At 76.5% G+C, this 25,853-nt stretch carries 20 protein-coding genes; 6 read left to right on the plus strand and 14 right to left on the minus strand.

The features are described from left to right. The first annotated feature begins 135 nt into the window (after positions 1–135). On the plus strand, positions 136–432 hold the full coding sequence (locus tag ACZ4UX_RS11190) for a hypothetical protein (protein ID WP_465706424.1): 297 nt from the start codon (positions 136–138) through the stop codon (positions 430–432). Between the two features lie 63 nt (positions 433–495). On the opposite strand, the gene ACZ4UX_RS11195 is transcribed toward ACZ4UX_RS11190, so the two are convergent. Beyond that, a complete protein-coding gene (locus ACZ4UX_RS11195) occupies positions 496–2,139 on the minus strand; it encodes a phospholipase D-like domain-containing protein (protein WP_465706425.1) in 1,644 nt (547 codons plus the stop codon). Positions 2,140–2,479: 340 nt separating this feature from the next. On the opposite strand from ACZ4UX_RS11195, the gene ACZ4UX_RS11200 reads away from it, so the two are divergent. After that, the gene (locus ACZ4UX_RS11200) at positions 2,480–3,325 is read left to right on the plus strand and encodes a hypothetical protein (RefSeq protein ID WP_465706426.1); all 846 of its coding nucleotides are present in this window, start codon (positions 2,480–2,482) and stop codon (positions 3,323–3,325) included. Positions 3,326–3,403: 78 nt separating this feature from the next. Here the strand turns inward: ACZ4UX_RS11200 and pgm are convergent, their stop codons facing one another. The 10 genes from pgm to ACZ4UX_RS11250 all read right to left on the minus strand — a co-directional run bounded on the left by pgm (position 3,404) and on the right by ACZ4UX_RS11250 (position 17,261). Then, complete coding sequence (gene pgm, locus ACZ4UX_RS11205) at positions 3,404–5,053, minus strand: phosphoglucomutase (alpha-D-glucose-1,6-bisphosphate-dependent) (RefSeq protein ID WP_465706427.1); 1,650 nt, start codon at positions 5,051–5,053, stop codon at positions 3,404–3,406. 391 nt (positions 5,054–5,444) lie between these two features. Then, entirely contained in the window at positions 5,445–6,128 is a 684-nt protein-coding gene (locus ACZ4UX_RS11210; RefSeq protein ID WP_465706428.1) for a hypothetical protein, read from the minus strand. Beyond that, on the minus strand, positions 6,125–7,699 hold the full coding sequence (locus ACZ4UX_RS11215; protein ID WP_465706429.1) for a DUF58 domain-containing protein: 1,575 nt from the start codon (positions 7,697–7,699) through the stop codon (positions 6,125–6,127). The genes ACZ4UX_RS11210 and ACZ4UX_RS11215 overlap by 4 nt, the downstream gene beginning before the upstream one ends. After that, positions 7,696–8,793 carry an AAA family ATPase gene (locus tag ACZ4UX_RS11220; protein WP_396487384.1) on the minus strand — a complete coding sequence of 366 codons (1,098 nt, stop codon included), beginning with the start codon at positions 8,791–8,793 and terminating at the stop codon, positions 7,696–7,698. Before ACZ4UX_RS11220 ends, ACZ4UX_RS11215 begins: the two co-directional genes overlap by 4 nt. Positions 8,794–8,889: 96 nt before the next feature. Next, positions 8,890–9,504, minus strand: coding sequence for a hypothetical protein (locus ACZ4UX_RS11225; RefSeq protein ID WP_465706430.1), 615 nt, complete (start codon positions 9,502–9,504; stop codon positions 8,890–8,892). Then, the gene (locus tag ACZ4UX_RS11230) at positions 9,501–10,553 is read right to left on the minus strand and encodes a DUF4129 domain-containing protein (protein WP_465706431.1); all 1,053 of its coding nucleotides are present in this window, start codon (positions 10,551–10,553) and stop codon (positions 9,501–9,503) included. Before ACZ4UX_RS11230 ends, ACZ4UX_RS11225 begins: the two co-directional genes overlap by 4 nt. A gap of 141 nt (positions 10,554–10,694) precedes the next feature. Then, positions 10,695–11,114, minus strand: a complete 420-nt coding sequence (locus tag ACZ4UX_RS11235; RefSeq protein ID WP_359834781.1) for a GNAT family N-acetyltransferase — start codon at positions 11,112–11,114, stop codon at positions 10,695–10,697. A gap of 87 nt (positions 11,115–11,201) precedes the next feature. Further along, a complete protein-coding gene (locus ACZ4UX_RS11240; RefSeq protein WP_465706432.1) occupies positions 11,202–12,260 on the minus strand; it encodes a phosphatidylinositol-specific phospholipase C domain-containing protein in 1,059 nt (352 codons plus the stop codon). A gap of 234 nt (positions 12,261–12,494) precedes the next feature. After that, positions 12,495–13,715: a tetratricopeptide repeat protein gene (locus ACZ4UX_RS11245; RefSeq protein ID WP_465706433.1), complete on the minus strand. Its 1,221-nt coding sequence runs from the start codon at positions 13,713–13,715 to the stop codon at positions 12,495–12,497. Positions 13,716–13,757: 42 nt separating this feature from the next. Further along, on the minus strand, positions 13,758–17,261 hold the full coding sequence (locus ACZ4UX_RS11250; RefSeq protein WP_465706434.1) for a CHAT domain-containing protein: 3,504 nt from the start codon (positions 17,259–17,261) through the stop codon (positions 13,758–13,760). Between the two features lie 194 nt (positions 17,262–17,455). On the opposite strand from ACZ4UX_RS11250, the gene ACZ4UX_RS11255 reads away from it, so the two are divergent. From ACZ4UX_RS11255 to ACZ4UX_RS11265, 3 genes are all read left to right on the plus strand, one after another. Continuing rightward, entirely contained in the window at positions 17,456–17,884 is a 429-nt protein-coding gene (locus ACZ4UX_RS11255) for a hypothetical protein (protein ID WP_396487395.1), read from the plus strand. Beyond that, the gene (locus tag ACZ4UX_RS11260) at positions 17,881–18,792 is read left to right on the plus strand and encodes a hypothetical protein (RefSeq protein ID WP_465706435.1); all 912 of its coding nucleotides are present in this window, start codon (positions 17,881–17,883) and stop codon (positions 18,790–18,792) included. Before ACZ4UX_RS11255 ends, ACZ4UX_RS11260 begins: the two co-directional genes overlap by 4 nt. A 1,027-nt stretch (positions 18,793–19,819) precedes the next feature. Beyond that, positions 19,820–20,500 carry a thiaminase II/PqqC family protein gene (locus ACZ4UX_RS11265; RefSeq protein WP_465706436.1) on the plus strand — a complete coding sequence of 227 codons (681 nt, stop codon included), beginning with the start codon at positions 19,820–19,822 and terminating at the stop codon, positions 20,498–20,500. A 64-nt stretch (positions 20,501–20,564) separates the two neighbouring features. Here the strand turns inward: ACZ4UX_RS11265 and ACZ4UX_RS11270 are convergent, their stop codons facing one another. Next, positions 20,565–21,134: a hypothetical protein gene (locus ACZ4UX_RS11270; RefSeq protein ID WP_465706437.1), complete on the minus strand. Its 570-nt coding sequence runs from the start codon at positions 21,132–21,134 to the stop codon at positions 20,565–20,567. A 412-nt stretch (positions 21,135–21,546) separates the two neighbouring features. Between ACZ4UX_RS11270 and ACZ4UX_RS11275 the strand changes: the two genes are divergently transcribed. Beyond that, positions 21,547–22,041 carry an MFS transporter gene (locus ACZ4UX_RS11275; protein WP_465706438.1) on the plus strand — a complete coding sequence of 165 codons (495 nt, stop codon included), beginning with the start codon at positions 21,547–21,549 and terminating at the stop codon, positions 22,039–22,041. A 60-nt stretch (positions 22,042–22,101) separates the two neighbouring features. Here the strand turns inward: ACZ4UX_RS11275 and ACZ4UX_RS11280 are convergent, their stop codons facing one another. Both ACZ4UX_RS11280 and ACZ4UX_RS11285 read right to left on the minus strand, forming a co-directional pair. Beyond that, positions 22,102–24,198 carry a PQQ-dependent sugar dehydrogenase gene (locus ACZ4UX_RS11280; protein ID WP_465706439.1) on the minus strand — a complete coding sequence of 699 codons (2,097 nt, stop codon included), beginning with the start codon at positions 24,196–24,198 and terminating at the stop codon, positions 22,102–22,104. Then, a complete protein-coding gene (locus ACZ4UX_RS11285; protein WP_465706440.1) occupies positions 24,198–25,853 on the minus strand; it encodes a glycosyl hydrolase family 8 in 1,656 nt (551 codons plus the stop codon). Before ACZ4UX_RS11285 ends, ACZ4UX_RS11280 begins: the two co-directional genes overlap by 1 nt.

Consider the following 25,853-nt stretch of genomic DNA (forward strand, 5'->3'; position numbering starts at 1 on the left):
CACCGTCGCGCCAGCCCACGCGCCACCGCGTGCGCCACGGCGGGCCGGGTACGGGGGAGGCGCGTGCCGAATCGTTCGCCACCAGGGAGGGGAAACTGGCCAGAACCGGCCGGGTGGCCGGAATGTTGCATCCATGTGAACCGGTTCCGCAGACTCTCGCACCACGCCGCCCACCGCACCGCCCTGACCTGTACCGCCCTGGTGCACGGCAGCCGAGCCCTGGCCGCGGCCGTCGAACGCCTCGACCGCCGGGCCATCGCCCTGCTGCTCGGGCTGGTCCGCCCGTTCACCGCCCGGCTGGCCGCCCGGCTGCGCCGCGTGGTGGCCGCCAACTGCGGCGACGCGCTGAACCGGCACCTCCCCTGCCGCGGCCGGGAGCCCGTCCAGGACCGGTGGACCGACGGCGCGCCCGGGCGCCGGGACGCCGGCTGACCGCCCGGGGCCGGGGCGGACGGGCGCGAACCGACGATCGGATGTGGCCCTCGGGGCCGAGGATCAAGCCCGGCAGAGCCCGGTCGTCCAGTCGACGGTCGCGGCGGCCTGCGAGTACGTCCACTCCGGCGCCAGCAGGTCGCGGTCCAGCTGGGCCGCCGCGCCCTTGTCCTCGACCATGTAGCCGAAGTCCTGCAGCCAGGCCGGGTAGAGGTTCTTCGACCCGATGTAGAAGGCTGAGCCGTCGACCGCGACCAGCTTGTGGTGCAGCGCGTACGGGTGCCCGTCCGCCCAGGTGGCGGTCGGCGCCGCGCGGAAGGACGCGAGCTGGAGGTTGCCGCAGAGCGCGGCGCCCGCCTTCGCCGGGTCGCCGGTCAGCCGGGCCCGCAGCGCGTCGGAGACCTCGGCGAGCGACTTGATCTGCGAGTAGCCCCCGCTGCCGACCGTGCCCCGGTTGGCCGGGTCGCTGACCACGATCCGCACCTTGACCCCGGCCACCAGCTTGGCGGCCAGCAGGTCGTAGAGCCGGGCGTCGTAGCGCGGCAGCGGCGGGCAGGTGCCGTTCATGTCCTGCTGGGAGATCTCGATGTGGCTGCTCGCACTGCCGACGAGCGCGCGCAGGGCGTTCTCCTCGGGATTGACCGTCTCGTAGTCGCGGTCGGCGTTGGTGTTGTCGTGCAGGGCCAGCGGACCGCACTGGGTCTCGGAGACCCCGGCGACCGGTGCGGGCCGGTAGGCCGAGGCGGGGTCCGCGGCCTTGACGCCGACACCCAGGCCGCCGACGGCGATCACCGGGACGCTGCCGGTGGCGGGCGCGGCGGGGTTGTTGTCCCGCTCCATCGAGGGCCGGCAGGCACCGCCGTCGGAGGAGGCGAACCACGCGTTGTCGAACAGGCCGGTGCGGCCGCAGGTCCACGCCCAGAGGGTGTCCAGGTAGCGCGCGGCCGAGGTGGCGGCCGGGCCGGTCAGGGCGAGGTCGACGTCCGAGACGGGGTGCGCGGTGTCCAGGTAGTCGTCCTTCCACCCGTTGATGCCACCGGCGATCACGCTCCGGCCGTCGACCACCAGCAGCTTGGAGTGGTTCCAGGAGAACGCCGTGCGGGAGGTGGTCATCGAGGCGACGTTCAGCGTCACCGAGCCGGCCGCGGGGCCGAGCCTGGCCAGCAGCTCGTCGCGGTAGCGGGAGGGGAGGACGTTGGCGTTGTAGAGCGGCGCCGCGCCCACCAGGATCCGCACCTGGGGGCGGTGGCCGGCCGCGACCGAGGCCTTGAGCCCCGCCACCAGCGCGTCCTGGAAGCCGCCGTTGGGGAACGGCGCGAGGGTGGAGACGTCGACCGTCCGGGTGGCCGAGGCGACGTCCGCCTGCATCCTGGCCAGCAGCGCACGGGTGCCCCGGCGGTCGGCGCAGCCGGCGTCACCCCAGCAGCCGGGCGTCTGGAGCAGCCAGCCGGCCGGATCGTCGGCGGTGCCGGCCAGCGCGTTGCCCTCGGTGCGCTCCCAGACCGAGCCCTCCAGACCGGGCGACACCTCGCGCAGCGCACGCTCGACGGCGTCGAGGTGGGCCGTCCCGGCGTCGGCGGTGGCACCCTCGGCGGGGGCCGCGAGGGCCGACGGGGGCGGGACGGCGGCGAACAGGGTGGTGGCTGCGGCGACGGCCAGGGCCGAGCGGACGAGCCGGCCGGACCGGCGGGACCAGGGGAGGCGCACGTGAGGTTCCTTCAGGAAGCGGCGGGTGGTTCACCCGTGGGACACCCTGAGATTACCGAAAAGTAACTTGCTGTCGAATCTGCGCATGACAACCAGTCACCCGGCCGGAAACAGACCCGCCGGTCGACCCCCGCCGATCGGCGACACATCGTCAGGCGCATGTGTGACGGTGCGTCAATCAGCGGTGCCACCCCGCCAGCCGCGCTCGCGGGGCGCGGCGGGCCGACCGTCCGTCCCGGTCACACCGGGGCGCGTCCGGGCGGGTGACGGCGGCGGCGATCCGGACCCCGCGACCGGCGAGCCGGGCGCCCGCCCGGCCCCGGATCCGTAGCGTCGGCCCATGCTCCTCGGCCTGCTGGCGGCGCTCCTGGCCGCCCTCCTCACCGGCTCGGCCACCGTCCTCCAGGCGGTGGGCGCGCGCCGCGCCGCGGTGGGCCACCAAGCGGGCGAGGCCGCCGCGCTCGCCGGGGCGTTCCGCCAGTGGCCGTTCCTGGTGGGTGTCGGAATGGACATGCTCGGGTTCGCCGCCGAGCTGGTCGCGCTGGAGCGGCTGCCGCTCTACGAGGTCGAGGCCGCCCTGGCCTCCGCCCTCGCCGTCACCGCCGTGGGGGCGTCCCGGGTGCTGCGGATCCGGCTGCGGCGCAGCGAGTGGATCGGGGTGGCCTCGGTCTGCGCCGGGCTCTGCGTCCTCGCGCTCACCGCCGGACACGACGGCCGCGGGTCCGGCGACCAGCCGCTGCGCCTGGGCGTGCTGTTCGTCTCGGTCGCCCTGACGGCCGTGGGGTGGGCGGTGGTCCACCTGGCCGGGGCGCGGCGCGCCCCCCTGCTCGGCCTGGTGGCCGGCCTGCAGTTCGGGGTGGTGGGCGTCGCGGTCCGGGTCCTGCCGGGGGCACGGCTGCCGGAGCTGTTCGGCGAACCCTCGGCGTACGCGATCGCCGTCGCCGGGCTGGGCGGCTTCACCGCGCTCACCTGGGCCATGCAGAGCGGGTCGGTCACCGCCGCGACGGCGGCGATGGTGCTCGGCGAGACCCTGGGCCCCGCGATCGTCGGGGTGCTGCTGCTCGGCGACCACACCCGTCACGACGCCACGCCGCTCGCCGTCGCCGGGTTCGCCGCCGCGGTCCTGGGCGCGCTGACCCTGGCGCGCTTCGGCGACGCCGAGCAACCCGCCACCGCCGGGACCTGAGCCCCGGACGGCCGCCTCCCGCTCCGCGGCGCCGGGCCGGGGCCCGGCGCCGCGGAGCGGGAGGTGCGGAGCGGGAGGTCAGGCCGCCGGGCCCGCGAGGACCTCGTTGACCAGTTCCCGCGCCTCGGCCTGGACCCGGGCGAGGTGGTCGGCGCCGTGGAAGGACTCGGCGTAGATCTTGTAGACGTCCTCGGTGCCCGAGGGGCGGGCCGCGAACCAGGCGTTCTCGGTGCAGACCTTGATCCCGCCGATCGCGGCGCCGTTGCCGGGCGCCTCGGTGAGGACGGCGGTGACCGCCTCGCCCGCCAGGTCGCCGGCGCGGACCTGCTCCGGCGACAGCCGGGCCAGCAGCGCCTTCTGCTCGCGGTCGGCCGGGGCGTCCACCCGGGCGTAGGCGGGGGCGCCGAAACGGTCGGTGAGGTCGCCGTAGTACTCGCTGGGCGTGCGGCCGGTCACCGCCGTGATCTCCGAGGCCAGCAGCGCCAGCAGGATGCCGTCCTTGTCGGTGGTCCACACCCCGCCGTCGCGGCGCAGGAACGACGCCCCGGCCGACTCCTCGCCGCCGAACGCGATCGAGCCCTCCAGCAGCCCGTCGACGAACCACTTGAAGCCGACCGGCACCTCGACGAGGTCCCGCTTGAGGTCGGCGGCGACCCGGTCCAGCATCGAGGAGGACACCAGCGTCTTGCCCACCGCCGCGTCCACCGGCCAGTCGGCGCGGTGGCGGTACAGGTAGTCGACGGCGACGGCCAGGTAGTGGTTCGGGTTCATCAGACCGCCGTCCGGCGTCACGATGCCGTGGCGGTCGGCGTCCGCGTCGTTGCCGGTGGCGATCGCGAACCGGTCCCGGCGCTCGATCAGCGAGGCCATCGCGGCCGGCGAGGAGCAGTCCATCCGGATCTTGCCGTCCCAGTCCAGCGTCATGAACCGCCAGGTCGGGTCGGTGACCGGGTTGACGACGGTCAGGTCCAGCCGGTGCGTCTCGGCGATCCGGCCCCAGTAGGCGACCGACGCCCCGCCCAGCGGGTCGGCGCCGATCCGCAGGCCCGCCGCCCGCACCGCGTCGAGGTCCAGCACCGAGACCAGGTCCTCGGTGTAGGCGGTGAGGTAGTCGTGGCGGCCGGTGGTCGCGGCGGCCAGGGCACGGGCGTAGGGCACCCGCTTGACGCCCCGCAGGCCGTCCCGGATCAGGGCGTTGGCGCGGTCCTGGATCCAGCCGGTGGCCTCCGAACCGGCCGGACCGCCGCTCGGCGGGTTGTACTTGAACCCGCCGTCGCGCGGCGGGTTGTGGGAGGGCGTCACCACGATGCCGTCGGCCAGCGCCTGCGGGTGGCGCCGGTTGTGGGCCAGGATCGCGTGCGAGACGGCCGGGGTGGGGGTGTAGCCGTCGGCGCTGTCCAGCAGGACGGTGACGCCGTTGGCCGCCAGCACCTCGACGGCGGTCGCCCGGGCCGGCTCGGACAGGGCGTGGGTGTCCGCGCCGAGGAACAGCGGGCCGGTGGTCCCCTGGGCCACCCGGTACTCGCAGATCGCCTGCGTGGTGGCGGCGATGTGGTCCTCGTTGAACGCGGCGTCCAGCGAGGAGCCGCGGTGCCCCGAGGTGCCGAACGCCACCCGCTGGCCCGGCTCCTCCGGGTCCGGGTGCAGCGTGTAGTACGCCGTCACCAACCGTGCCACGTCCACCAGGTCGTCCGGCTGCGCCTGCTGCCCGGCCCGTGCGTGTGCCATCGTCTCTCCCACAGTGTTCCTCGCCGTGCGCCGGCCGCGCGGCCCGGCGCATCCTTCTGCCCCGTGCTCACCGATCGTAGCCAGCGCGCGACCTTCGGCCCACACGGGGCGACCCCCGGACACCGGAGCATCCGGCACCGGCGGCGCCCGGCGGGGCGAGCCGGGGGGCGCACGAACGGGGCGCGCACGGGCGACCGGCGACCCCGGGCATCGGAGCACCCCGCCCGGCGCCGGCGGCGCCCGGCGGGGCGAGGCGGGGGCGGCGCAGCCCGGCCCGGGCCGGTGCCCGGAGCGCCGCACACGGCCACCCGGCCAGCCCCGGGGCGCGCACGGCGACGGCGGACCACCCCGGCACCGGGCGACCGGCGACCCGGCGCGGGCCCGCGGGCGCTCAGTCGCCGGGGGGCGGCTCCGCCGGCCGTGCCCGGGGGCCGGGCCGGGGTCGGAGCGCCTGGGTGACGCCCCAGGCCGCGGCCGCCAGGCCGGCCAGGGCGATCGGGCGTGACCACTCCCCCGCGCCGGTCGACGCGAGGGCGACGGACAGGACCAGGCCGGACGCGGCGAGAGCGGCCAGTGCGTGCATGGGCCGGACGCGGTCGCGCTGCGGGCCGAGGACGTCGACCAGCAGCAGGTAGCCGATCAGGAGCGCGGCCACCGCCGCGATCCCGCCGAACGGGGGCTCGCCCAGCGCGGCCAGCAGCACGCTCCCGGCCGCCAGCACGGTGCTGCGCGACGCGGCGAGCCGACCGGGCCAGCCGTGCGGGCGGCGCGGCGGCTCGTCCAGCGGCGGGGCGGCCCAGAGGGCGAAGACCGCGGCGGCTACCGCGGCGACCGGGCCGAACCGGTCCACCGCGCCGTCGACGGTGCCGCCGACCCCGGCGGCGGTGAGCGCCAGCGCGACGCCGGTGCAGCGCAGCGCGGCCCGCTCGGCCCACCCGACCCACCGGGCAGCGGGCGCGATCCCAGGCTCGGCAGCGACCGAATCAGCGACCGAGGCGGCGGTCGGGGCAGTTGTCGGGGCGGCGGTCGGGGCGGCGGTCGGGGCGGCGGTCGGGGTGTCGTCGACGGTGGTCATCGGGCTCCTCCCCCGATCCGGCGGCGCAGCAGTGGCGCGAGGGCCAGGTCGAGCGCCTCGCCCGGGGTGTAGCGGGCCACCGGGATGCCGCGGGCGCGCAGCGCCGAGCGCATCGCCTCGCGTTCGGCGTGCCAGAGCCGCAGGGCCACCGCGCCGATCTCGTCACCGGGCTCCACCGCCGGTTCGCCGGCCGGGACCTCCACCACGACCAGCGGGTTGCCGCGGTCGCGGACCTGGCCGAGCACGTCCAGGATGCGCTGGTCGGCGAGCGAGGTGAAGGCGTACACCAGCGCGTGGCCGGGCAGCGCCGCCGCCGGGAGCCGGGGCACCAGCGGCCCGCGGTGGCCCCGGTCCTGGCGGACCTCCAGCACGCTCTCCACCATCCGGTAGAAGTGCCGCTCCCCGCTGCCCGCGGCGAGCCAGCGCAGCTTCCCGCCGACCGCGATCAGGCCGACCCGGTCGTGCCGGCGCAGGTAGGCGCGGGTCAGGCCGCCGGCCGCGCGCAGCGTCTCGTCGAGGCTGGACCGGCCGGTGGCCGCGTCCAGGAAGTCGGCCAGCGTGTCCAGCAGGACGACCGCGTCGGCGGCCCGCTCCGCCGCGAACTGGTTGATCTGGACGGCGTCGCGGCGGGTGGTCGACGGCCAGTGGATGCGCCGCTGGCGCTCACCGGGCACGTGCGGGCGCACGCCGACGACCTCGACGCCGGTGCCCTCGTGCGCGGTGGTGTGCTCGCCGAGGCGTTCGGGCAGCCGTACCGGGATCGGGGTGAGGCGGGCCGCGCTCGGCACCGGGAAGACGTCCACCGTGCCGAGGTCGGTGCGCACCGTCCGGCGGGCCAGACCGCCGGCGTCGTAGACGTCGATGTCGACGCTGCCCAGGGTCCAGCGGCCCCAGCGTTCGGCCCGGAGCACCAGGTCGACCTCGGTGGCGCCGACGGTCACCGCCGTCAGGGCGACGCCGGGGCCGAGGGCGACGGCCGGGTCGAGCCGGCCGATCCGTCCGTCGTGGCGGACGGTGATCCGTACGGTGATCGGCTCGCCCTCCAGGCAGCGGCTCGGCTCGACGCTGTTCTCGGCGGCCAGCCGGGACGGCCGACCGGTGCCCGGGGCCGCCAGGGCGAGCAGGACGGCCGGGCCGGCGGCCAGCGCGAGCAGCCAGGCGTGGCCGGTGGCCAGCGCGGCGACGGCCGCGACGGTGGCCACGGTGAGCAGGCGCAGGGTCCGCTCGCCGGGGCGCCAGTGGGGGGAGGGCGGGGTGCTCGGCAGGCCGGCCGCGGTGGCCCGGGCACTGCGGGCGACCAGGCGCGCGGCGGCCTGCTCCGGGCCCCGGGTGGCCGTCCGCCGGGCGGTGCCCGGGCCGGTGCGCGGGCCGGCGCTCAGGCCGGACCGCGTACCGGTCGGCCCTCCGGTCCGGGCGGTCCGGGCCGGGCGGCCGCGGGCGGGGCGCGCACCGGGGCCGGCGGCCGGGCCGGCGAGCCGCCGTACCGGGCGCCCGCCGGGTCCCGCGCTCTGGGCGGCGAGCCGGCGGGCCTGCTGCCCGGGCCGGTCGGCGGCGGAGGGCTCGGGGTTCACCGGGCGGCGTCCGGGGCGTCCACCGGGCCGCTCCCCGGCCCGCCGGCCGCGCGCGGCAGGGTCTGCGGCGCCGGGACTGCGGCGACCAGGCGCGCCAGCACGTCGTCCGCCTCGACCTGGCGCACCCACAACTCCGGCGTCAGGGTGATGCGGTGGGCCAGGGCCGGAACGGCGAGCGCCTTGACGTCCTCCGGGGTCAGGTAGTCGCGGCCCTCCAGCATCGCGCGCGCCCGGGCCAGTTGGACCAGCGCGAGACCGCCCCGGGGCGAGGCGCCGACCTGGATCTGCGGGTCGTTGCGGGTGGCGTGGACCAGCGCGATCACATAGTCGACCAGGTCGTCGTCGACCTCGACCCGCTCCAACGCCGCCCGCATGGCGAGGAGTTCGGCCGGACTGCTGACGGTCTCCAGGACCGGCTCGGGCACCGCCCGGTCCAGCCGGGCCCGGAGCATCGAGGCCTCCAGACCGGTGGTGAGGTAGCCCATCCGCACCCGGAGCAGGAAGCGGTCGAGCTGCGCCTCCGGCAGCGAGTAGGTGCCCTCGTACTCGATCGGGTTGGCGGTGGCGATCACCACGAACGGCTGCGGCAGCCGGCGGGTGGCGCCGTCGACGGAGACCTGGCCCTCGGCCATCGCCTCCAGCAGCGCGGCCTGGGTCTTCGGCGGGGTGCGGTTGATCTCGTCGGCCAGCAGGAGCTGGGTGAAGAGCGGCCCGGGGCGGAAGACCATCTCGCCGCTGCGCCGGTCGTAGAACGGCGCGCCGGTGACGTCCGAGGGCAGCAGGTCGGGGGTGAACTGGATCCGGCGGAAGTCCAGGCCGAGGGTGGTGGCGAAGGAGCGGGCCAGCAGGGTCTTGCCGAGCCCGGGCAGGTCCTCGATCAGCACGTGGCCGCCGGCCAGCACCCCCAGCATCACCAGCCGGAGGGCCTCGGGCTTGCCGACCACGGCGCGTTCGATCTCCTCGACCACCGCGCGGGCGCGGCGGCCGGCCTCCTGCGGCGTCAGCACCTGGGCCTCGGCCGGACGCCCCGGGGACTGCTCGGCCACCGGGGCGTGCTCGGTGTCCGGGACGGGGGCCTGGGGAACGGCGGTCATGGTTCTCCTGAAGGGCGACGTCGGCCGGCCAACTACCGGGACCGGCGGGGTGCGGGGAAACGGCGGGTGCTGGGCGTCCCTCGGGGACGGCGCCGGCTACCCGGACTTCGACGGCCTGGGGCCGGGCGGCTGGAGGGATTCGAGCCGGTCGACGAGGGCGAGCAGGACGGGGCCCGGGAGGGCCGCGTCCGGCTCTGCGGCGTCCGGGTCGATCCACGGCCACAGCCGGGGGCCGATCAGTTCGGCGGCCCGGGCGCGGTCGGTGTCGAGCGAGACGCCGTGGGTCTCGGACAGGCGCGCGGCGAAGAGCCGCCGGAGCCGGCCGCGCAAAGGCCGGGCGTCGCCGTTCGGGTCGAGGCCCTGACGGACGGTCCAGCGCCAGTCGCCGAGGCCCGGCTCCCGGGAGTCCATCACGCGCTGCCGGTCGCGCAGGCCGATGTCGAGGAAGCCCGCACCGGCCACGTACCGGCCGGCGACCAGTCCGGTGGCGGTCAGCAGGACGGCTCCGGCGGCGGCCGCGGGCGCGCCGCCGACCAGCGCGAACAGGACCTCGGCCAGTACGGCGGCCACTGTCAGCTCGATCAGGCTGTGCCGGACCGAGCCGGGTGCGGCGAGCTCGCCATCGGCCCGGCCCTTCGGGTCCACGGCGGCGGGGGCGCGGTCGGCGGCGGCCGCGGGGGCGGCCTGCCGCCCGTTCCGGCGGGCGCTCATCGGTGGCCTCCGGTACCGGCCGACCCGGCTGCCCCGGCTGCCCCCGCCGTCGCGGGCTCCGGCGGTGGCCCGGCCCGGTCCGCCAGTCGCTCGGCGAGCGCGTCGAGGGCCGACCGCGCCCGGCGCACATGGGTCTCGTCCATCGGGTGGGTGGAGTACCGGGCCTCCCGGAACAGCGCGGTGAGCGCCCGCGCGTGGACGGGGTCGACGCGGTCGTCGGTGACCGCACGCTCCAGCAGTTCGGTCGGGCTCTCGGGAGCCCGACGGGACAGTCCGGAGGCCGCCAGCGAGGCCTCCATCGCGGCGTAGCAGGCGATCACCGCCGCCCGCGCGTCGGCGCCGGTGAGGGCGCGCCGGGCGGTGTCGACCGCAGCGGTCAGGGCGTCCTCACCTCGGGCCGGCGCGGCGGGCAGTCGCGCCGGCGGCCGCCGCCGGGCGATCCGCAGCCGCCGCAGCAGCAGGACGGCGACCACCACCACGACGACCACCAGGGCGACGGCGAGCGCGCCGAACACCACGGGGATCACCGTCGAGAGCCAGCTCTTGCCGGACACCGGGTCGGGCCAGACCGGCGGCGGCGACGCCGGGGGCGGGGTGAAGTCCGGCACCGGCGGCAGCGACGGCGGATCGACCGCGTCCTTGACCGCCCGCCCGTGGAAGACGAACAGCAGCACCGGCACCGCGGCGGCGGCCCCGGGCAGCAGGACCGCGGTGGCCTCCCGCAGGCGCTCCGCCCACGGCGTCGGCCCGTCGAGGTGGCGGACCTCCGCGCGGAAGCGCAGCGCGAAGCGGCCGATGACGAACAGCCAGCCGAGCGCGAGCAGCAGGACGAGTCCGACGGCCTCCACCGGCACCGTGGCGGCGGGCGCACCGAGCAGACCGCCGTCCGGCCGCAGGGCCGAGGCCGCGAGCAGCAGGCCCACGAGGGCGACCAGGACGCCCACGGTCCGGCCGGCCGACCCGCCGGCGCGCTCGGTGTCGTCCGCGCGGTCGTCCGGGCCGCTTCGCCCGTCGTGGCGGGGCCCGCTCGACTGCAGTTCGTCGTCCACGCGGCCGTCCCCCGGTTCCCCCGCAGCGCGGTCGGCTCCGCGCGAGGATGCAGCGTCGCACACCAACTGTCGTATTGTCACCCCGCGTCGCGGGCCACCGAGGCCTCCGCACCCGGGCGGCCGCCGACCCCGGGAACGGGCTCAGACCAGGCGGTGCATGCCCACCGAGTGCGGGGCGGTCTCCCGGAAGCCGTACCGGGCGTAGAGCCGGTGGGCGTCACCGTCGGCGATCAGCGAGACGTAGGCGCCCGCCGGGGCCCGGCTCTCCAGTTCGGCGGTCAGCAGGGCCATGATCCGCCCGCCGAGGCCGCGGCCCTGGTGCTCGGGCAGGACGCAGACGTCGGCGATCTGGAAGACCGACCCGCCGTCGCCCACGATCCGGCCCATCCCGACCACCCGGCCGTCCAGGTGCACCGTCACCCCGTGCCAGGTGTGGGGGAGCCCGGCCGCCACCGCCGCGGCGGGCCGGTCGCTCATCCCCGCGCCGGTCCGCAGCCGTCGGAAGGTGTCCACGTCCGGCACACCGGCCCGCAGCTCGTAATGGTCACTTGCGCTAGTCATGCATTACAGGATAAGCCACCGCCGCCCCTCCCGGCGGAACGCGCGGGTCGGGACGGCGGGGCGGGACGGCGGTGGCGGGACGGGCCGTCAGCCCCGCGTCAGGGCGAGCGACTGCACGGCGGGGAGCTTGCGCCAGTCGCTGGAGACGATGCTCGCGTGCGCCCGGGCGAGCTGCTCGGTACGGCCGCGGGCCTGGTCGGCGGTGGGGTCGGTGGCGCTGATCGCGGGTGCGACGTTCTGCGCGTCGGTCATCGTCAGCAGGTAGTGCCGGCTGTCGTACCAGGCGGTGTCGATGCCGCCCAGGTAGGCGGCGGCGTCACCGTCGAAGACCACGAACCAGGGGCGGATCGCCGTCTCCGGGTACTTGGCGCGGGGATCGCCGGCCGCGGCGCCGTGCACGGCCGGGAACACCTGGGCGTCGCCGATCCGCCCGGCCGCGGCCAGGTCGCGCAGGTGACGCCCGTACTCGACGTCGGTGTGCAGGGTGTCGAAGGGGTTGCCCTCCTCCAGCGATCCGGGGATCACGTACACCAGCACCCGCCCGGCGAGCGAGGCCCTGGTCGGCCAGTTGCCGGCCCGGACCGCGTCGTCCGCCGTGGCGTACGAGCTGCCGCCCGGCCTGGCGAGCAGGTCGGCCGGGCGCAGCACGGCGGAGCCCAGGTGGCCGGCGATCAGGGAGTCGAGCTGGGCGGGGCCCATGCCGCGGTTGGCGGCGAACCCGGCCTTGAGCTCCAGCTTGACCACCAGCGGGCCGGCGCCGGGGTGGGCGCCGAGCCAGACCCGGACGTCGTCCAGGCAGGTCTCCAGGTTCTTGTTGGCACCGCCGGTGTAGAGCTGGGCGGGCGTGCTCGCGCTGACGCAGTTGTTGGCGTTGCCGAGCGGGTTGGAGTGGCTGACCTTCCACTCCTTGGTCACGGTGTCCGTCCAGGCGTCCAGCTCGATCATGCCGGTGCCGGTGTCCAGGCCCTGGGCGAGGTAGCCGAACGCGGCCGGGTCGTAGGTGTTGTGCAGCCCGACGGTGGTGGCCGAGCCGAACGGGAGCTCACCGGGGCCGCTCGCGGCGGCCGGCTGCACCGGGAGGAGGGCGGCGGCCGCGGCGAGCAGACCGGTGGCGATGGTGCCGGCGAGGGCGCGGCGTGCGGTCACGATGACTTGTCCCCTTGTCAGAACGCGGTCGGCGGTCGCTTCCGCCGTTCGGAAGGATGCCGCGGCTGAGCATCCCTCATGTGAAGGGGACACAACAACACCATGACGGGGGCGGGACGATCCTGCGGCGCCGCCGACGGTGACCGGTGACCGGTGACCGGTGACCGGTGACCGGCGGTCAGCGGTCAGCGGTCAGCGGTCAGCGGTCAGCGGTCAGCGGTCAGCGGTCAGCGGTCAGCGCAGGTTCTCGCGCAACCAGTCCAGCTGCTCCCGGACGACCTGCACCCGGGGGTGGCCCGGGCCGTGGATCCGGCTGTAGTCGGCGGCGCAGCGCGTCAGCAGGCCGGCCGCCTCGGCGAGGAGGCCGGCGTCGATCAGGACGTTGGCCAGGTTCTCCCGGGAGCTCACCGTGACGGGGTGGCCGTCCCCGTGCAGGGCGATCCGCCGGGCCAGGATGTCCCGCAGGAGGGGGACGGCCTCCTGGTAGCGCACCATGCCGTGCAGAACGGCGGCCAGGTTGTTGCGGGCGGAGAGGGTGTCGTCGGCGTTCGGCCCGGCGAGCGACTCCCAGGAGGCCGCCACCGCCCGCAGCTGCGGCTCCGCCTCGGCGTGCCGGCCCAGCCGCACCAGGGCGGCGGCGAGGTTGCTGCGGGCCGCCACGGTGCGCTCGTGGTCTCGCCCGTAGCGCTGTTCGAGCCGGGGTACCAGGGCCCGCAGGGACCGCTCGGCCGCCCGGTGGCGGCCGCTGTTGATCAGGGCGGCCGCGTGCCGGTTGACGGCGGACAGCACCTCGGGGTGGTCCGCGCCCAGCAGCCTGGTCCGGCGGTCCAGCGTGTCGCGCAGCAGCGGTTCGGCCTCCGCGGAGCGGCGCAGGGACTCCAGGGCGGCGGCCAGCCCGTCGGCGCTGTGCAGGGTGTCCGGGTGGTCCCGGCCGAGGGTCTGCGCCCTGGCGCGGAAGTTCGCCTGCCAGAGCGACTCGGCCTGCTGGACCCGGCCGAGGTGGTGCAGCAGGTCCGCCAGCTCGGCGTCGGTCCGCAGGGTCTCCTCGTGGCGGGCGCCGAGCACCGCGCGCTGGGTACCCGCGACGTACTCGTAGAGCTCGACCGCGCGGCCGTCGCCGCCCGGGGTGTGCGCCAGGACCCGGGCGTACTCCCGCAGGAGGATCAGGGTCTCGGGGTGGTCGGAGCCCAGCTTCTCGATGGCCGCGTTCGCCCGCCACTCGGCCACCTCCACCGGCTGGACGCGGACCCGGGCGATCTCCTGCTCCGGCCGGCCCTCCGTCACCTCGGTGACGGTGATGATGGCCCCGGGCGGCTGCCACCGCGGCTCCCGGAGCCCGTCGACGGCGGCCGGCCCGTCCTCGGCGCCCTCGCCGGGCGGTCCCGACGGCGCGGGGCCGCCCGTGCCGTCGGCCCGCGCGGCACGCTCGGCCCGCCTGCGCCGCCATCCGCTCATCGGTGGTCCTCCTTCGTCGTCTCGTCGTCGCGGTCCGGCCGTTCAGGCGCCGGCGTGCACATGGGCGGCCCAGAGGCCGGGACTGGTGGCGAACGCCGTCCGGCACTGCCGGACGGCGTGGTGGAGCGCCTCGGCCGTCCGGTCGGTGTCCAGCCCAGGCGCCCCGGCGGGCCGGCCGTCCCGCAGGCCCTGGTAGAGCAGCCTGGTCATCCGCAGCGCCAGCAGGTCGTGCACCGGCCAGAGGGTGCCGACGGCATGGGCGTACCCGGCGAGCTGGAAGGCGGAGGTGATGTGGATCGCCTCGTCGGCCAGGTCCGCGGCGCCCCGGGCCGTCTCGCAGGCCGAGAGGACGGCGAGCCGGGCCGCGGGCAGGTCCAGCCGGGCGATCCGGCGGACCGTCAGCGCCGCCGTCCGGTGGTCGTGGACGAGGAGCCGGGCGTTGGACGGGTCCCGCGGCTCGCTGACACCGTGGCAGGCGAAGTGCACGTGGGAGTGGCGGGGCAGCGCTTCGAGGACGCGTGCCAGGGTGGCCTCCTCGCCGATCAGCAGCTCGGTGGGCAGCAGCCCGCGGAGCAGCTCGACCTCGCGCCGGGCGCCGGTGAGCGGGCGGGCACCCGGGGTCTCGGGCAGCGCCACCGCGAGCAGGCCGTCGGCGGCCGGGGGGCCGCCGGGCGCGGACCCGCCCGCCGACGGTCCGCCCATCGCCGCCTCGCCCACCGACGGTCCGGTCGGTTCCGGTCCGGTCTCCCGGGTGCGGGCGTACGCGAGCGCGCGGACGGTCGGGGTGTAGGAGGAGACCACCCGGTCGAGCACGGTGCGGGGCCTCCCGCCGGACACCGCGTCGTGGGCGCCCGGAGCATCGTGGCCCGTCGCGTCCCCGTGGTGGCCCGCCGCGTGCAGCGGCAGGGCAGAGAGCGCGCCGCCCGGCGACCACCAGACCCGGGGCCACCGGCCGTCCGCCGCCGCCCCGGGCAGGCCGAGCCGGTCGAGCACCGGTCCGGTGACGTGGTCCCAGGTCCAGCGGAGCACCTCGCCGATCGCCGCCTGGGCCGCCCGGTCGGTCGCCGGGTCCGCCGCCGCCGCCAGCGCCGCCTCCAGCCGGCGGACCTGCTCGTCCACCGCCTCCGGAGTGGCCCCGGGCAGCGGGACCAGCAGGACCTGACCCGACCACAGGACCAGTGCGTCGCTGCGGTACCCGCTGCAGTAGGCGAGCACCACCGGCCCGCGCCGGGAGACCGCCGCCAGGAGGTCCGGGGAGGGCGGGGAGAAGAAGTCCGCGAAGCCCGGCAGGGCGCGGATCTCCGTCACCAGCTGCTCGAACCGCGCCGCCAGGGTGTGCCGCAGGTGGCTGCCGGTGGTGCCGGGCAGCCCCGGCGCCCCGTCGGCCGGGTCGGCGGCGTCCCGTGCATCCCGTGCGTCGGGGGCGTCGAGGGCGTCGGGGGCGTCGGGGGCGTCGGCGTCGATCCGCTCGATCAGCTCGCGGAACCGCTCGGCGGCCGCCGGATGGGCGCGGCGCAGCCGGCCCAGGCCGTCGCGGGTGGCGATGGTGCGGCCCAACAGGACGCCCCGGCCCTGTTCCAGCAGCTGGACGGCGAGGACGAGGTCCCCGGCCTGAACGGCACAGGCGGCGGCCTCGGCGGCCAGCCCGTGCACCCGGGAGAGGCTGCGCTCCTGGTCGCCGCGGCCCAGTCGGCCCGAGGCGGCGAACGGCAACAGCCGCACGGCCAGTTCGTAGCCGCGCAGGGCCTCCTCCCACCGTTCGCCGGTCGCCGCCGCGGCGCCCCACTCCCAGGCGGCCAGGAGCCGGCCGTGGGCCGGCATCGCCTCGGTCCGCGCGGCCCGCCGGTAGGCGTCCTCGGCGGCCCGCAGCACGCCCGGGTCGCCGTCCCGGTGGTGGAGGATCAGCAGGGTGTCGGCGTAGTGCCGCAGGTAGCCGCCGTGCGCCGCGGTGCCCTCGGCGTCGGCCCAGACGGCCCGGCCGAGGTCGCTCACCGCGGCTTCCAGCGCCGCCCCGTCCCCGGTCGTGCGGTACTGGGCGAGCCGGGCGTTGCCGAGGTTGGAGAGCACCAGGGCGAGCCGGGGGTCGCCGTACGGGCTCTCCTCGACGGCGCGTTCCAGCAGGGCGACGGCCTCGTCCAGGTCCGCCCGGTCGCCGGTCGCGTCGAACCGGGCCCGCAGCGCGTTGGCGAGGTGGTTCAGCCGGTCGCCCAGGGCCGGGCTGCCGGACCGGGTCAGCGCGAGGGCCTCGCGGGCCGTCGCGATCGCCTCGTCGGCCACCGCCGGCTCGCCGGTCGCACCGTGCCGGCTCTGCAGCGCCACACCGAGGTTGGCCAGCCGGTCGACCCGGTCGGCGGGCCGGACCGGTCCCTCGTCGACGGCCCGGCGGGCCAGCTCGGCCGCCTCCCGGAAGGCCTGCGGGTCGTCGGTCTGGAACCCGCGCTCCCGCAGGGTGACGGCGAGGTTGGCGAGGATCTCGCCGAAGGTCTTCGTGCCGGGCCGCTCCCCGGCGAGCGCCTCGCGCAGCACCTCGACGGCCTCGTCGAGGAGTTCCACGTCACCGGTCCACTGCGCCAGCCGGTGCAGCGCGTTGCCGAGGCTGTTCAGCCGGTGCGGGCGCCGGCTTGTGTCGCGCTCCGGCACGGCCGCGGCGCGGCGCAGCAGGTCGACGGACTCCCGCAGCACCGCCAGGTCGCCGGCGGCCTCGGCGGCCAGCCGCAGGGCCACCCCGAGCCCGGCCAGGCAGCCGCCGTGGCCCGGCTGCCCGGCCGGCGTCGCGGCCAGCGAGGCCCGGTTCACCCGGAGCATCTCCTCGCGGTCACCCGGGTCGCCGGTGAGGGCGTACCAGGTCCGCAGGCCCTGGGCCAGGTTGTGCAGCGCCGGCAGCCGGGCTCCGTGGCCCGCCGGGACCACGGCGGGCACCTCGCGCCACAGCCCCAGCGCCTCCTCCAGCGCCTCGGTGTCGCCGGTGAGTTCGTAGCCGGAGTGCAGCACCTCGGCGAGACCGAGCAGCAGGGCGACGAGGTCGTCGGGGTCGGACGGCAGGCCGTCCAGCGCCCGCCGGTAGGCACTCTCGGCCCGGGTCAGGTCCTGCTCGCGGCCGGCGGCCCGGTAGCGCTCGGACAGTGCCGCGCCGAGGCCGGCCAGCGCCTCCCCCACGGTGGGCGGCTGCTGCGGCAGGCCGGCCGCGCGGGCGAACATCGCCACCGCGCCGTCCAGATCCGCCGGCCGGTGGTCGAGGTCGAACCTGGTCCGGTACCCGAGGGCGAGCAGTCGGACGTCCTGGGCCGCGGGCGGCTCGGCCGCCGCGCGTTCGACGCCGAGCTCGATCAGGGCGTCCAGGTCCCGCCGGTCACCGAGCAGTTGCCAGCGCACCAGGAGCGCCACCAGGAGGTTGCCCGCCCGGACGGGCCGGCCCGGGTCGCCCGGCGGCGCCGTGCGCAGGTACTTCCGGGTCGTCCGGACCGCCCGGTCCAGCGCCGCCCGGTCGCCCGTTCTGAGGTGGTGCAGCAGGAGTTCGGCGGCCGGATCCGCCCCGCCTCCCGTCACCGAAAGCCGCGCCTGCGAGACGATCACCCCCGGGCGCCGTCGCGCCGATCGGCCGGTCTGCTCCAACTCCCCGCCTCGGCGGGTGGAATCGCTCCGTATCCTAGCGAACGTACCGTCAGAAGGCCGTCGTTATACTGATCCACGATCCGCGACGACGATCCACGATCCGCGGACGACGCCATGAAGGGGGCCGGGTGGTCGAGACGGCGAGCCGCGAGCCGGACGGCCCGACGGCCGGGCACGCGCGGTTGGGGGAGTTCTGCCGGCGGCTGACCTCCGCACCCGACTCGCTCGACCTCGGCCCGGCGGGGCACCGCCTGGTGGAACACCTCACCGCCGAGCTGCGGGCCGGCCGGCCGGCGGCGGAACTCGACGACGTGTTCGACGAGTTGGAGGAGCTGCTGCTGATGGCCGGGCACAGCGCCGGGCTCGGCTCCTTCCGCACGACCCCCGTCCCCGGCCCCGCCTACCGCGCCCTGCCGGTCTCCGGCCCGGGCCACCCGCCGCTGCACGTCCTGGCCTGCCCGCACGGCCACTGCGGCCGGGTGGAGGTGCCGGACGCCGCGCAGGCCTCGCAGTGCCGGGTGTTCGGACAGCCGCTGCGGGCGGTCGGACTCCGGTGACCAGCGCCTTCCTCGGCGCGCTGGGCGGCCGGATCGCCGAGCGCTGGGTCGCGCTGCTCGCCCTCCCCGGCCTGCTCTACCTCGCCGCCCTGACCACCGCCGGCGTCCTCGGCCAGCGCCACTGGGGCGACCTCGGCCGGCTCCGCTCACGACTCGACGACCTGGCCGCCGCGCCCGGCTCGCACAGCGCCGCCGTGATCGCCGTCGTCGCCCTGGCCGTCCTGGTCGGCGCGGCCGCGATCGGGGCGGCCGCCCAGGCGCTGGGCACCGGGGTGGAACTGCTCTGGTGCGCCGAGGCGCGCGGCCCGCTGCTGCGCTGCCTCGCCGACCGGCGGCTGCGCCGCTGGCGCACGGCGGACGAGGCCTACCGGTCGGCCCTACTGGCGGCGGGCCGCGCCCGGATCGCCGGCGCGGCCGACGCCGACGACCTGGCCGACACCGCGGAGCTCCGCTACGCCGAACGCAACCGCGTCGCGGCGGCCCGCCCGCGCCATCCGTTCCGCACCGGGGACCGGCTGGCCGCCCCCGGCCAACGCCTCTGGCGCGCCTACCGCCTGGACCTCGCGGCCGCCTGGCCCCACCTGTGGCTGCTCGCCGCCGACGGCACCCGCGCGGAGCTGCACACCGCCCGCCTCCAGCTGGGCGCCGCCGCCCGGCTCTGCGCCTGGGGCATCGGGTACCTGCTGCTGGGCCTCTGGTGGTGGCCGGCCGCACCGGCGGGCGCGGCCGCCGTCGGCCTCGGCCTGCGCCGGGGGCGGGACGCCGCGGTGGCGTTCGCCGACCTCACCGAGGCACTCGCCGACCTGCACGTCCGCGAACTGGCACAGTCCCAGGGCATCGACTGCCCCGACGGCTTCGACCGCGCGGCGGGCGAACGCCTCTCCCGGGCCCTGGCCAAGGTGGACTGACCGCCCGCCGAGGCCCCGCACCGCCACCCGTGCCCTCGCCGAGGAGGTCGGCGTCCGGCGCGGTGCGCGAGCGCAGCTCCCAGCCGGGCTGGTCCCAGCGCCACAGCTCCGTCAGCACGCCGCCCCCGGGCAGCCGGGAGGCGACGACGGACGCGCAGGACGTGGGGGTGCGCACCAGCGGGCCGACGGGCCGCTGCTCGCCACCGAGCTCCCGCCACACCACGGTCGGGCGTGCGGCCAGGGTGTCGAGGACGGCGATGCCCTCCTCGTCCCGGGTCAGAAGCTGTCGGCCGTCGAAGGACGGCACGAGCCCGCGCACCCGCGGCGTGCCCCAGTACCGGACGGCGCGGGTGCCGAGGTCCAGCCGGGAGATCTCGCGGACCTGCCCGTAACGGGCCACCAGCAGGGCGGCGGCGCCGTGGTCGGCCAGGACGAGTTCGTCCGCCGGGACGTCCCAGCGGGCCTTCAACCGGCCGTCGGGCCCGAGCAGTCGCACCCCCGCCTGGCCGCAGGCCACCAGCAAGCCGATCACCTGCCCCACCGGCTCGCCGGCGAGGGCCTCCCCCAGCCGTGCGCAGCCCTCCGCCAGACCCCGGCACGTCGCGGTGCCCGCCGGGCCTCCCAGGAGCTCCACCACCTGCCGGAAGCGCACCCGGCCCATTACCACCTGATCGCCCCCGGTGGCCGCCTCCCGCACATCGTTCCCGTTCATCCCGCGGCCTCGCACCCACCACCGACAGGACGGCCGCCGTGCCGGACGGCCACGCGAGGTGGACAGCCGGACCGCACGGCCCCAGGCGGCCCGCGGCCTTGCGTCGGCCGGGGCGGTGCCGGCCCGGGGGCCCGGTGCCCTGTCGGCGCAGTGCCCGGGCCTCGGAACGAGCCACGCCCGGCGCCCGGTGGCAGGCCCTCGCCCGCACGCCCCGCACCGCCGCCGCCCCGCACCGGTCGTGTCGCCGCGCCCCGGCGCGCCCCGGCAGGATAGGAATGGCATCCGGAGCGACCCGAGGCGAAGGAACGAGCGCCGGTGAACCAGCGAATCACGTCACAACTGCGCGACCTTCGAGTCGAGTTGGCGCCGAGCGACGGAACTCCCGCGCTGGTCGCGGCCGTCGCCGCGGGCGCCGCCGCACCACTGGGCGCACTCGCCGAACTGGCCGCGCAGCAGCAGCGGATCATCACCTCCGACCGCCGCAGCCTGCTGCTGCTCGCCACCCGGTGCGCCGACCGGCCGCTCGGCGCATGGTTCGCCGGCCTCGCCGAGGGCGAGAGCGCGGCGCTGCGCACCCTGCCCGCGCTGGCCACCGCCTGCGGGACCGAGCCGGGCCGAACGGCCGCCCGGCCACCGCTACCGGGGTGTCAGGCCTACCCCGCCTACCTGGCCTGGCTGGCGCTCAACGGGCAACCGGACGCCGTCGCGGCCGCACTCGTCGCCAACTTCGCCGCCTGGGGCGGCTACTGCGCCTCCCTCGCCGAGTCGCTCCGCCGCCGGCACGGCTTCGACGACGAGGCCTGCGCCTTCTTCGACTTCTTCGCCCAGCCGGCGACCGCCCTGGAGGAGGAGGCCGCGACCGCACTCGCGCGCCCGGGCTCCGACTCCCCCACCCTCGAGGCCGCGACCCTGGAGGCCGCTCGCGAGTACGGACGGCTGCTCCAGGCCTACGAGCACCTCTTCTGGGAGACGCTCGCCGCCCCTGTCGCCGGCTGAGGCGGCCCGCCGCACCGATGAGGGAGCCGTCGGGGCGGGGGCCTCATCGGTGCGGGCCGGCGGATCAGGCCTGCCAGTGCGGCTTGCCGCTGACCATGCGGCAGTAGATCACCCGGCCGCCGGCCTCGTGGGTGCTCTTGCCCAGGTCGGCGTCGCGGCAGAACTGGCCCGCCTTGTAGCAGTTGCCGGCGTTGGAGCGGATCTCGCAGTCGCCGGCGGCCGCCTTGGGCTGCGCGGTCGGCTCCGGGTCCGTCGGCGGCTGCGCGGTGGTCGCCTTGGGCTCCGGCGCGGCCTTGGTGACGGGCGGCTGCGTCTTGGGCGCGGCCGACTGGGGCTTGGCCGTGGTCGGCGCGGGTGCCGGCTCCGCGGGCGGCACCGGCGTGGTCACCGCCGACGGGGTCGCCACCGGCGCGGGCTCGGGCGCGGTGGCCACCGGTGCGGGGGTGGCCGGCGGGACGGTGGCGACGGGTGCGGCCGGGGCCGTGACGGCGGGCGGGGAGGCGGCGGTCGTGGCGCCGTCGGCCGGCGTCGGGTCGCACCCGGTCAGCGCGAGACCGACGGTGAGGACGAGTCCGGCGACGGCGGCCAGACCGCGACGGCCGCCGCGCGTGCGTGCAGCCGTGCGTGACGACATTCGTGCGGACGTGCGTGAGGGCATGAGGGGAGACATGAGGGGGACGCTCCGATCCGATGAAAAGATGTTCGGGATTCAATCAGGGTGACCACACGCCACAAGCACATCCCGCACACTTCGTTGGCAGATCGAGACCTTGCGACCACGGAGCGCGACCGGGCCGCCCGGCGCCGATCACCCAGCGCCGATCACCCACGGTCGACCGGCCCCCACGCCCGTCCGGCCCGCGCGCCACCGTCTCCGCCGGACAGGTCCTGTATCCGCCCGCCCGGCCGCGCTTGCCCGGCTTCGAACCCCTGCGGTGCGTACGGTCGGTGTCGTCCCGACCGAACCCGGTCGGCGGGCGAAGGGCGGGGTCGTCGTCTCTCCCACGGGTGGGAGTACGAGGACAGGGCGAAGGAGACCGGCAGCCGTGCGACGCAAGTGGTGGCCCCTCCTCGCCGTCTCCGTGGCGACGTTCATGCTGCTGCTCGACATCACGATGGTGAACGTCGCCCTGCCGTCGATCCGCAAGGACCTCGGCGCCGACTTCGCCGACCTCCGGTGGGTGTTCGACGCCTACGCGCTCTCGCTGGCCGCGCTGGTGCTGACGGCCGGCTCGCTCGCCGACCGCCTCGGGCGGCGCCGGGCCTTCGCCGCCGGCCTGGTGATCTTCTCCGCCGCCTCGCTGCTCTGCGCCCTGGCGCCGAACCCGGCCTTCCTCAACGTGTCCCGCGCGATCCAGGGCGTCGGCGGCGCGGTGATGTTCGCGGTGTCGCCGGCCCTGGTCGCCCAGGAGTTCCCGCCCGGCCGCGAGCGGGGCACCGCGATGGGCGCGCACGGGGCGACCATCGGGGTGGCGGTCGCGGTCGGCCCGCTGGTCGGCGGCGCGCGGAGGCCGTGGCGGCCCCGCCCGCGTAGGCCGTGACGGCTTGGACCCGGAGGAGTCTCCGAGCCCAGGCCGTCACGTTGCGGACGCCCCGCGCCGCTAGCCGATCGAGATCGTGAAGACCTTGTCGGCGCCGTCGGCCGCCCCGCCGTTGTTGTCGGCGTTGGTGGTGGTGAGCCAGAGCCGGTCGGCGCCGGGCACCTTGGACACCGTCCGCAGGCGGCCGTAGGCGCCGACGTAGTACGCGGTCGGCGTCCCGGCGTTCTCGGTGTTCCCGTCGATCGGGATGCGCCACATCCGCTCACCGCGCAGCGCCGCCATGTAGACCACGTTGCGCACGATCGCGATCCCGCTCGGCGAGGCCTCGTTGACCGGCCAGCTCGCCTTGGGGTCGGTCATCCCGGCCACGCCGCAGGTGCCCTCGCAGGTGGGCCAGCCGTAGTTGGCCCCGGGCTTGACCAGGTTGAGCTCGTCCCGCTTCGAGTCGCCGAACTCCGCCTCCCAGAGCCGTCCGTTGCGGTCGAACGCCAGGCCCTGCGGGTTGCGGTGGCCGTAGCTGTAGACGTAGTTGCCGAACGGGTTGCCGGGGGCCGGCTTGCCGTCGGTGGTCAGCCGCAGGATCTTCCCGTTGAGCGAGTTCTTGTCCTGCGCCAGCGCGGACGTCTGGGCGTCACCGGTCGACGCGTACAGGTACCCGTCGGGGCCGAAGGCCAGCCGGCCGCCGTTGTGGTAGCGGTTCTTCTTGATGCCCTGGAGCAGCACCTTGTAGCCGCTCAGCGTGGAGCCGTTGTACGTCATCCGCACGATCCGGTTGCCCTCGGCGGCGGTGTGCATGAGGTACACGTAGTGGTTGCCCGCCCAGTCGGGGTCGACGGCGATGCCGAGCAGGCCGCCCTCCCCGTCGGTGGTGACGGCGTTGGGCACGGTGCCGACCGCCGTCTTGGCGCCGCCCGTGGTGAGCCGGAAGACCTTGAAGCTGTCCCGCTCGGTGACCAGCGAGGTGGTGCCGTCCGGCAGCCAGGCGATGCCCCAGGGAATCGTCCACCCCGTGGAGAGGGCGCTCGGGGAGCCCGGGACGCCGCCGTCGGCCGGGCAGGCGCCGGTGGTGAAGGAGACGGGGTCGGACGGCGCCGAGTAGTTGCCCGCGGCGTCCCGGGCGACCACCGAGAGCGTGAACGGCGCGTCGCAGGCGAGCCCGGTGACCGCCGCCGAGGTGGCCGGCGGGGTGCCGGTGACGGTCTTCACGACGGCGGAGCCGCTGCGGATCTCGTACCCGACCACGCCCTTGTCGTCCGTCGCGGCGCCCCAGGTCAGGGTGGCGCCGGTGGCGGTGACGGCCGAGACGGTCGGGGTGCCCGGCCGGCCGGGCGCCGGGTCGGTGCCCGCCGTGGTGGTGCAGTCGACCGCGACGCTGGCCGGCGAGGCGTTGCCGGAGGCGTCCCGGGCGATCACGGTGAGGTTGTAGGTGGTGGCCGGGGCCAGCCCGGTGAGCTGCCGGGACGTCGCGGTGCCCGGCGCCTCGGCGAGTTTGTTGCCGTGCTCGTAGATGTCGTAGGCGGTGACGCCGACATCGTCGCCGGAGGCTCCCCAGCCCAGCGTCAGAGCGTTCGGCCCGACGGCGGAGCAGCTCGGCGCACCGGGACGGCTCGGCGGGGTGGTGTCGGCCGCCGCGCCCACCCGGAGGCGGTCGAGGTTGGGGCCGCCGTCGGCGGTGGTCGCGGTGGCCCGGATCCGGTTGGCGCCGGCGGCGAGGGCGACGCCGACGGTCTTCTCCGCCCAGGTGTCCCAGTCGGCGGTGGGCGGGAAGGCGACACCGGCGGCGACGACCTTCCCGTTGACCGCGATGTCCATCGGGCGGTTCGCCGTACCGGCGTTGGCGTACCGGAAGGCCAGCGAGGCGGTCCCGGCCGCGGTGGCGCTCACCGTGAACTCGACGGCGGAGCCGGTGGTGTTGGTGTAGTCGACGAAGCCGGTCCCGGTGTACCCGGTGTGGTTGGTGGCCGTCTTCGCCTGCGCGAGCACGGCGTCCTCGGCCTGGTAGTCGGTGCTCGCCGCCGTGGCGGCGGTCGCCGCGGGGGGCGCCGCCACGGCCCCCAGGACCAGGGCGGCCGCGGCGAGCGCCGCTCCGCCGGCCCGGGCGAGCGCCGTCCGCCGGTGCGCCGCGGCTGTCGTGCGCGGGTGTCCGGTGTCGGTCATCACGGCACCCAGTAGTTTCCGGAGGCGACGATCATCGACTGCAGCTGCACGCTGCCGCCGTAGTAGAGGGCCGGGTCAATCGCGGTGCCGGCCAGCTTGGCCCAGAGCGCGTCCAGCCAGGCCTGCGAGCCCGGGTCGGTCATCGCGGTGACCACGAACGGCGCGGTGAAGGCCATGTCACGGCCGTTCTCGAAGACCGTGCCGTTCAGCTTGTAGCCGGTGGCGATGTTCGCCGGGTCGCCGCCCGTCTTGCCCTTGATCCAGGTGTTGATCTTTCGGGCCGAGGCGAGCGAGGCGGCGTCCCCGCTGGTGACGGCGTCCGCGCCGATCCGCCACGGGTCGCGGCAGGCGTTCCAGCTGTAGTCCCCGTCGTTGGGGCTCTCCAGCACCTCGCCGGCGGCGGGCTTGGCGGTGCCGTTGGTGTTGACCACGAAGTCGGCGAGCAGCCCGGTGTTCGGGGCGTAGCCGCTCTGCTGCTTGGTGATCAGGTTCTGGTGGGCGGTGCGGACGGTGTCCCAGGTGGTGTCGCCGGTCGCGGCCCGGAAGGCGCGGAAGTGGTCGATCATCCAGTCCGAGGAGCGGGTGATGTAGTAGGTGGAGTCGCCCGAGGTGGACCAGTCGCCGAGCCGCATCAGGTGGGTCGTGGGGTTGACCTCACTGGCCTTGATCGCGTTGATGTGCTTGACGGCCAGGCCCTTGTAGTCGTACGTCCCGCCGCTGCCCCACTGCCGGTCGGCGAGCAGCAGCCCGTACGCGACGTCCAGGTCCCCGTCGGTCGCCGAGTCGGAGCCGTTGACGCTGCGGCAGGAGGAGTCCTGCTCGGCGGCGAGGAGGTTGGCGTTGTTCACCGACGGGTGGGCGAGCACGAACTTCACCATGCCGTCGAAGACCGTCCGCGCGTTGGCGTCGGCACCGGCCATTAGGGCGGTGACCACCATGCCGTAGCCCTGGCCCTCGGCGACGTACGGGTGGTCGGCGTCCGGCGAGATGGTCTCGTACCAGCCGTTGCCGCAGTTCTGCCGGACGAAGGCGGCCTTCCAGGCGTTGTACTTGTCGATCACCTGCTGGTCGGTCACGGACTGCGCGCCGGAGGGCTTGAGGGTGCCGGCCGCGTACGGGTAGCGGTGGCTGCCGAACGGCACCGCGGGGCCGCCCGGGGCCGGGCCGCTGCCGAGGTCGGCGTCCAGGTAGTCCAGGTTGGCCGTGCCGCCGGTGGTGGTGGAGGTGAGGCGGATCCGGTTGGCCCCGGCGGTGAGCCGGACGGTGAGCGTCGAGGTCGCCCAGGTGTCCCAGCTCCCGGTGGACGGGAAGGCCCGGGCCGGCTCGACCGTGGCACCGTTGACGGCCACGGCCGCCGGGCGGTTCGCGGTGGTCCCGTTGGAGTAGCGGATGCCGAGCACGGCGTTGCCCGCGCTCGCCGCGTCGACCGTGAACTCGACCCAACTGCCGGTGGCGTTGTCGGTGTTGACGAATCCGGTGCCGGAGTAGCCGCTGTGGTTGGACTCCACCACGCCCTGCGACAGGCCCGCGCCCTCCGCCTCGTAGCGGACCGGCGCGGCCGAGGCCGGCGGGGCCGCGAGCAGCCCGGCCGCCAGGCCGGCCCCCACGATCAGGGCCGCGGCGCGGCCGCGGTGTCTGGTGCTCGGTCGTGTCAT

It is taken from the genome of Kitasatospora sp. NPDC028961 (assembly GCF_055564815.1).

What these genes read in the sequence shown, in the direction of transcription:
- ACZ4UX_RS11270 (WP_465706437.1), bottom strand. Translation starts at nt 21,134, where the DNA reads ATGTCGTCACGCACGGCTGCACGCACGCGCGGCGGCCGTCGCGGTCTG.
- ACZ4UX_RS11280 (WP_465706439.1), bottom strand. Translation starts at nt 24,198, where the DNA reads ATGACCGACACCGGACACCCGCGCACGACAGCCGCGGCGCACCGGCGG.
- pgm (WP_465706427.1), bottom strand. Translation starts at nt 5,053, where the DNA reads ATGGCACACGCACGGGCCGGGCAGCAGGCGCAGCCGGACGACCTGGTG.
- ACZ4UX_RS11245 (WP_465706433.1), bottom strand. Translation starts at nt 13,715, where the DNA reads ATGAGCGGATGGCGGCGCAGGCGGGCCGAGCGTGCCGCGCGGGCCGAC.
- ACZ4UX_RS11225 (WP_465706430.1), bottom strand. Translation starts at nt 9,504, where the DNA reads ATGAGCGCCCGCCGGAACGGGCGGCAGGCCGCCCCCGCGGCCGCCGCC.
- ACZ4UX_RS11210 (WP_465706428.1), bottom strand. Translation starts at nt 6,128, where the DNA reads ATGACCACCGTCGACGACACCCCGACCGCCGCCCCGACCGCCGCCCCG.
- ACZ4UX_RS11220 (WP_396487384.1), bottom strand. Translation starts at nt 8,793, where the DNA reads ATGACCGCCGTTCCCCAGGCCCCCGTCCCGGACACCGAGCACGCCCCG.
- ACZ4UX_RS11235 (WP_359834781.1), bottom strand. Translation starts at nt 11,114, where the DNA reads ATGACTAGCGCAAGTGACCATTACGAGCTGCGGGCCGGTGTGCCGGAC.
- ACZ4UX_RS11285 (WP_465706440.1), bottom strand. Translation starts at nt 25,853, where the DNA reads ATGACACGACCGAGCACCAGACACCGCGGCCGCGCCGCGGCCCTGATC.
- ACZ4UX_RS11200 (WP_465706426.1), top strand. Translation starts at nt 2,480, where the DNA reads ATGCTCCTCGGCCTGCTGGCGGCGCTCCTGGCCGCCCTCCTCACCGGC.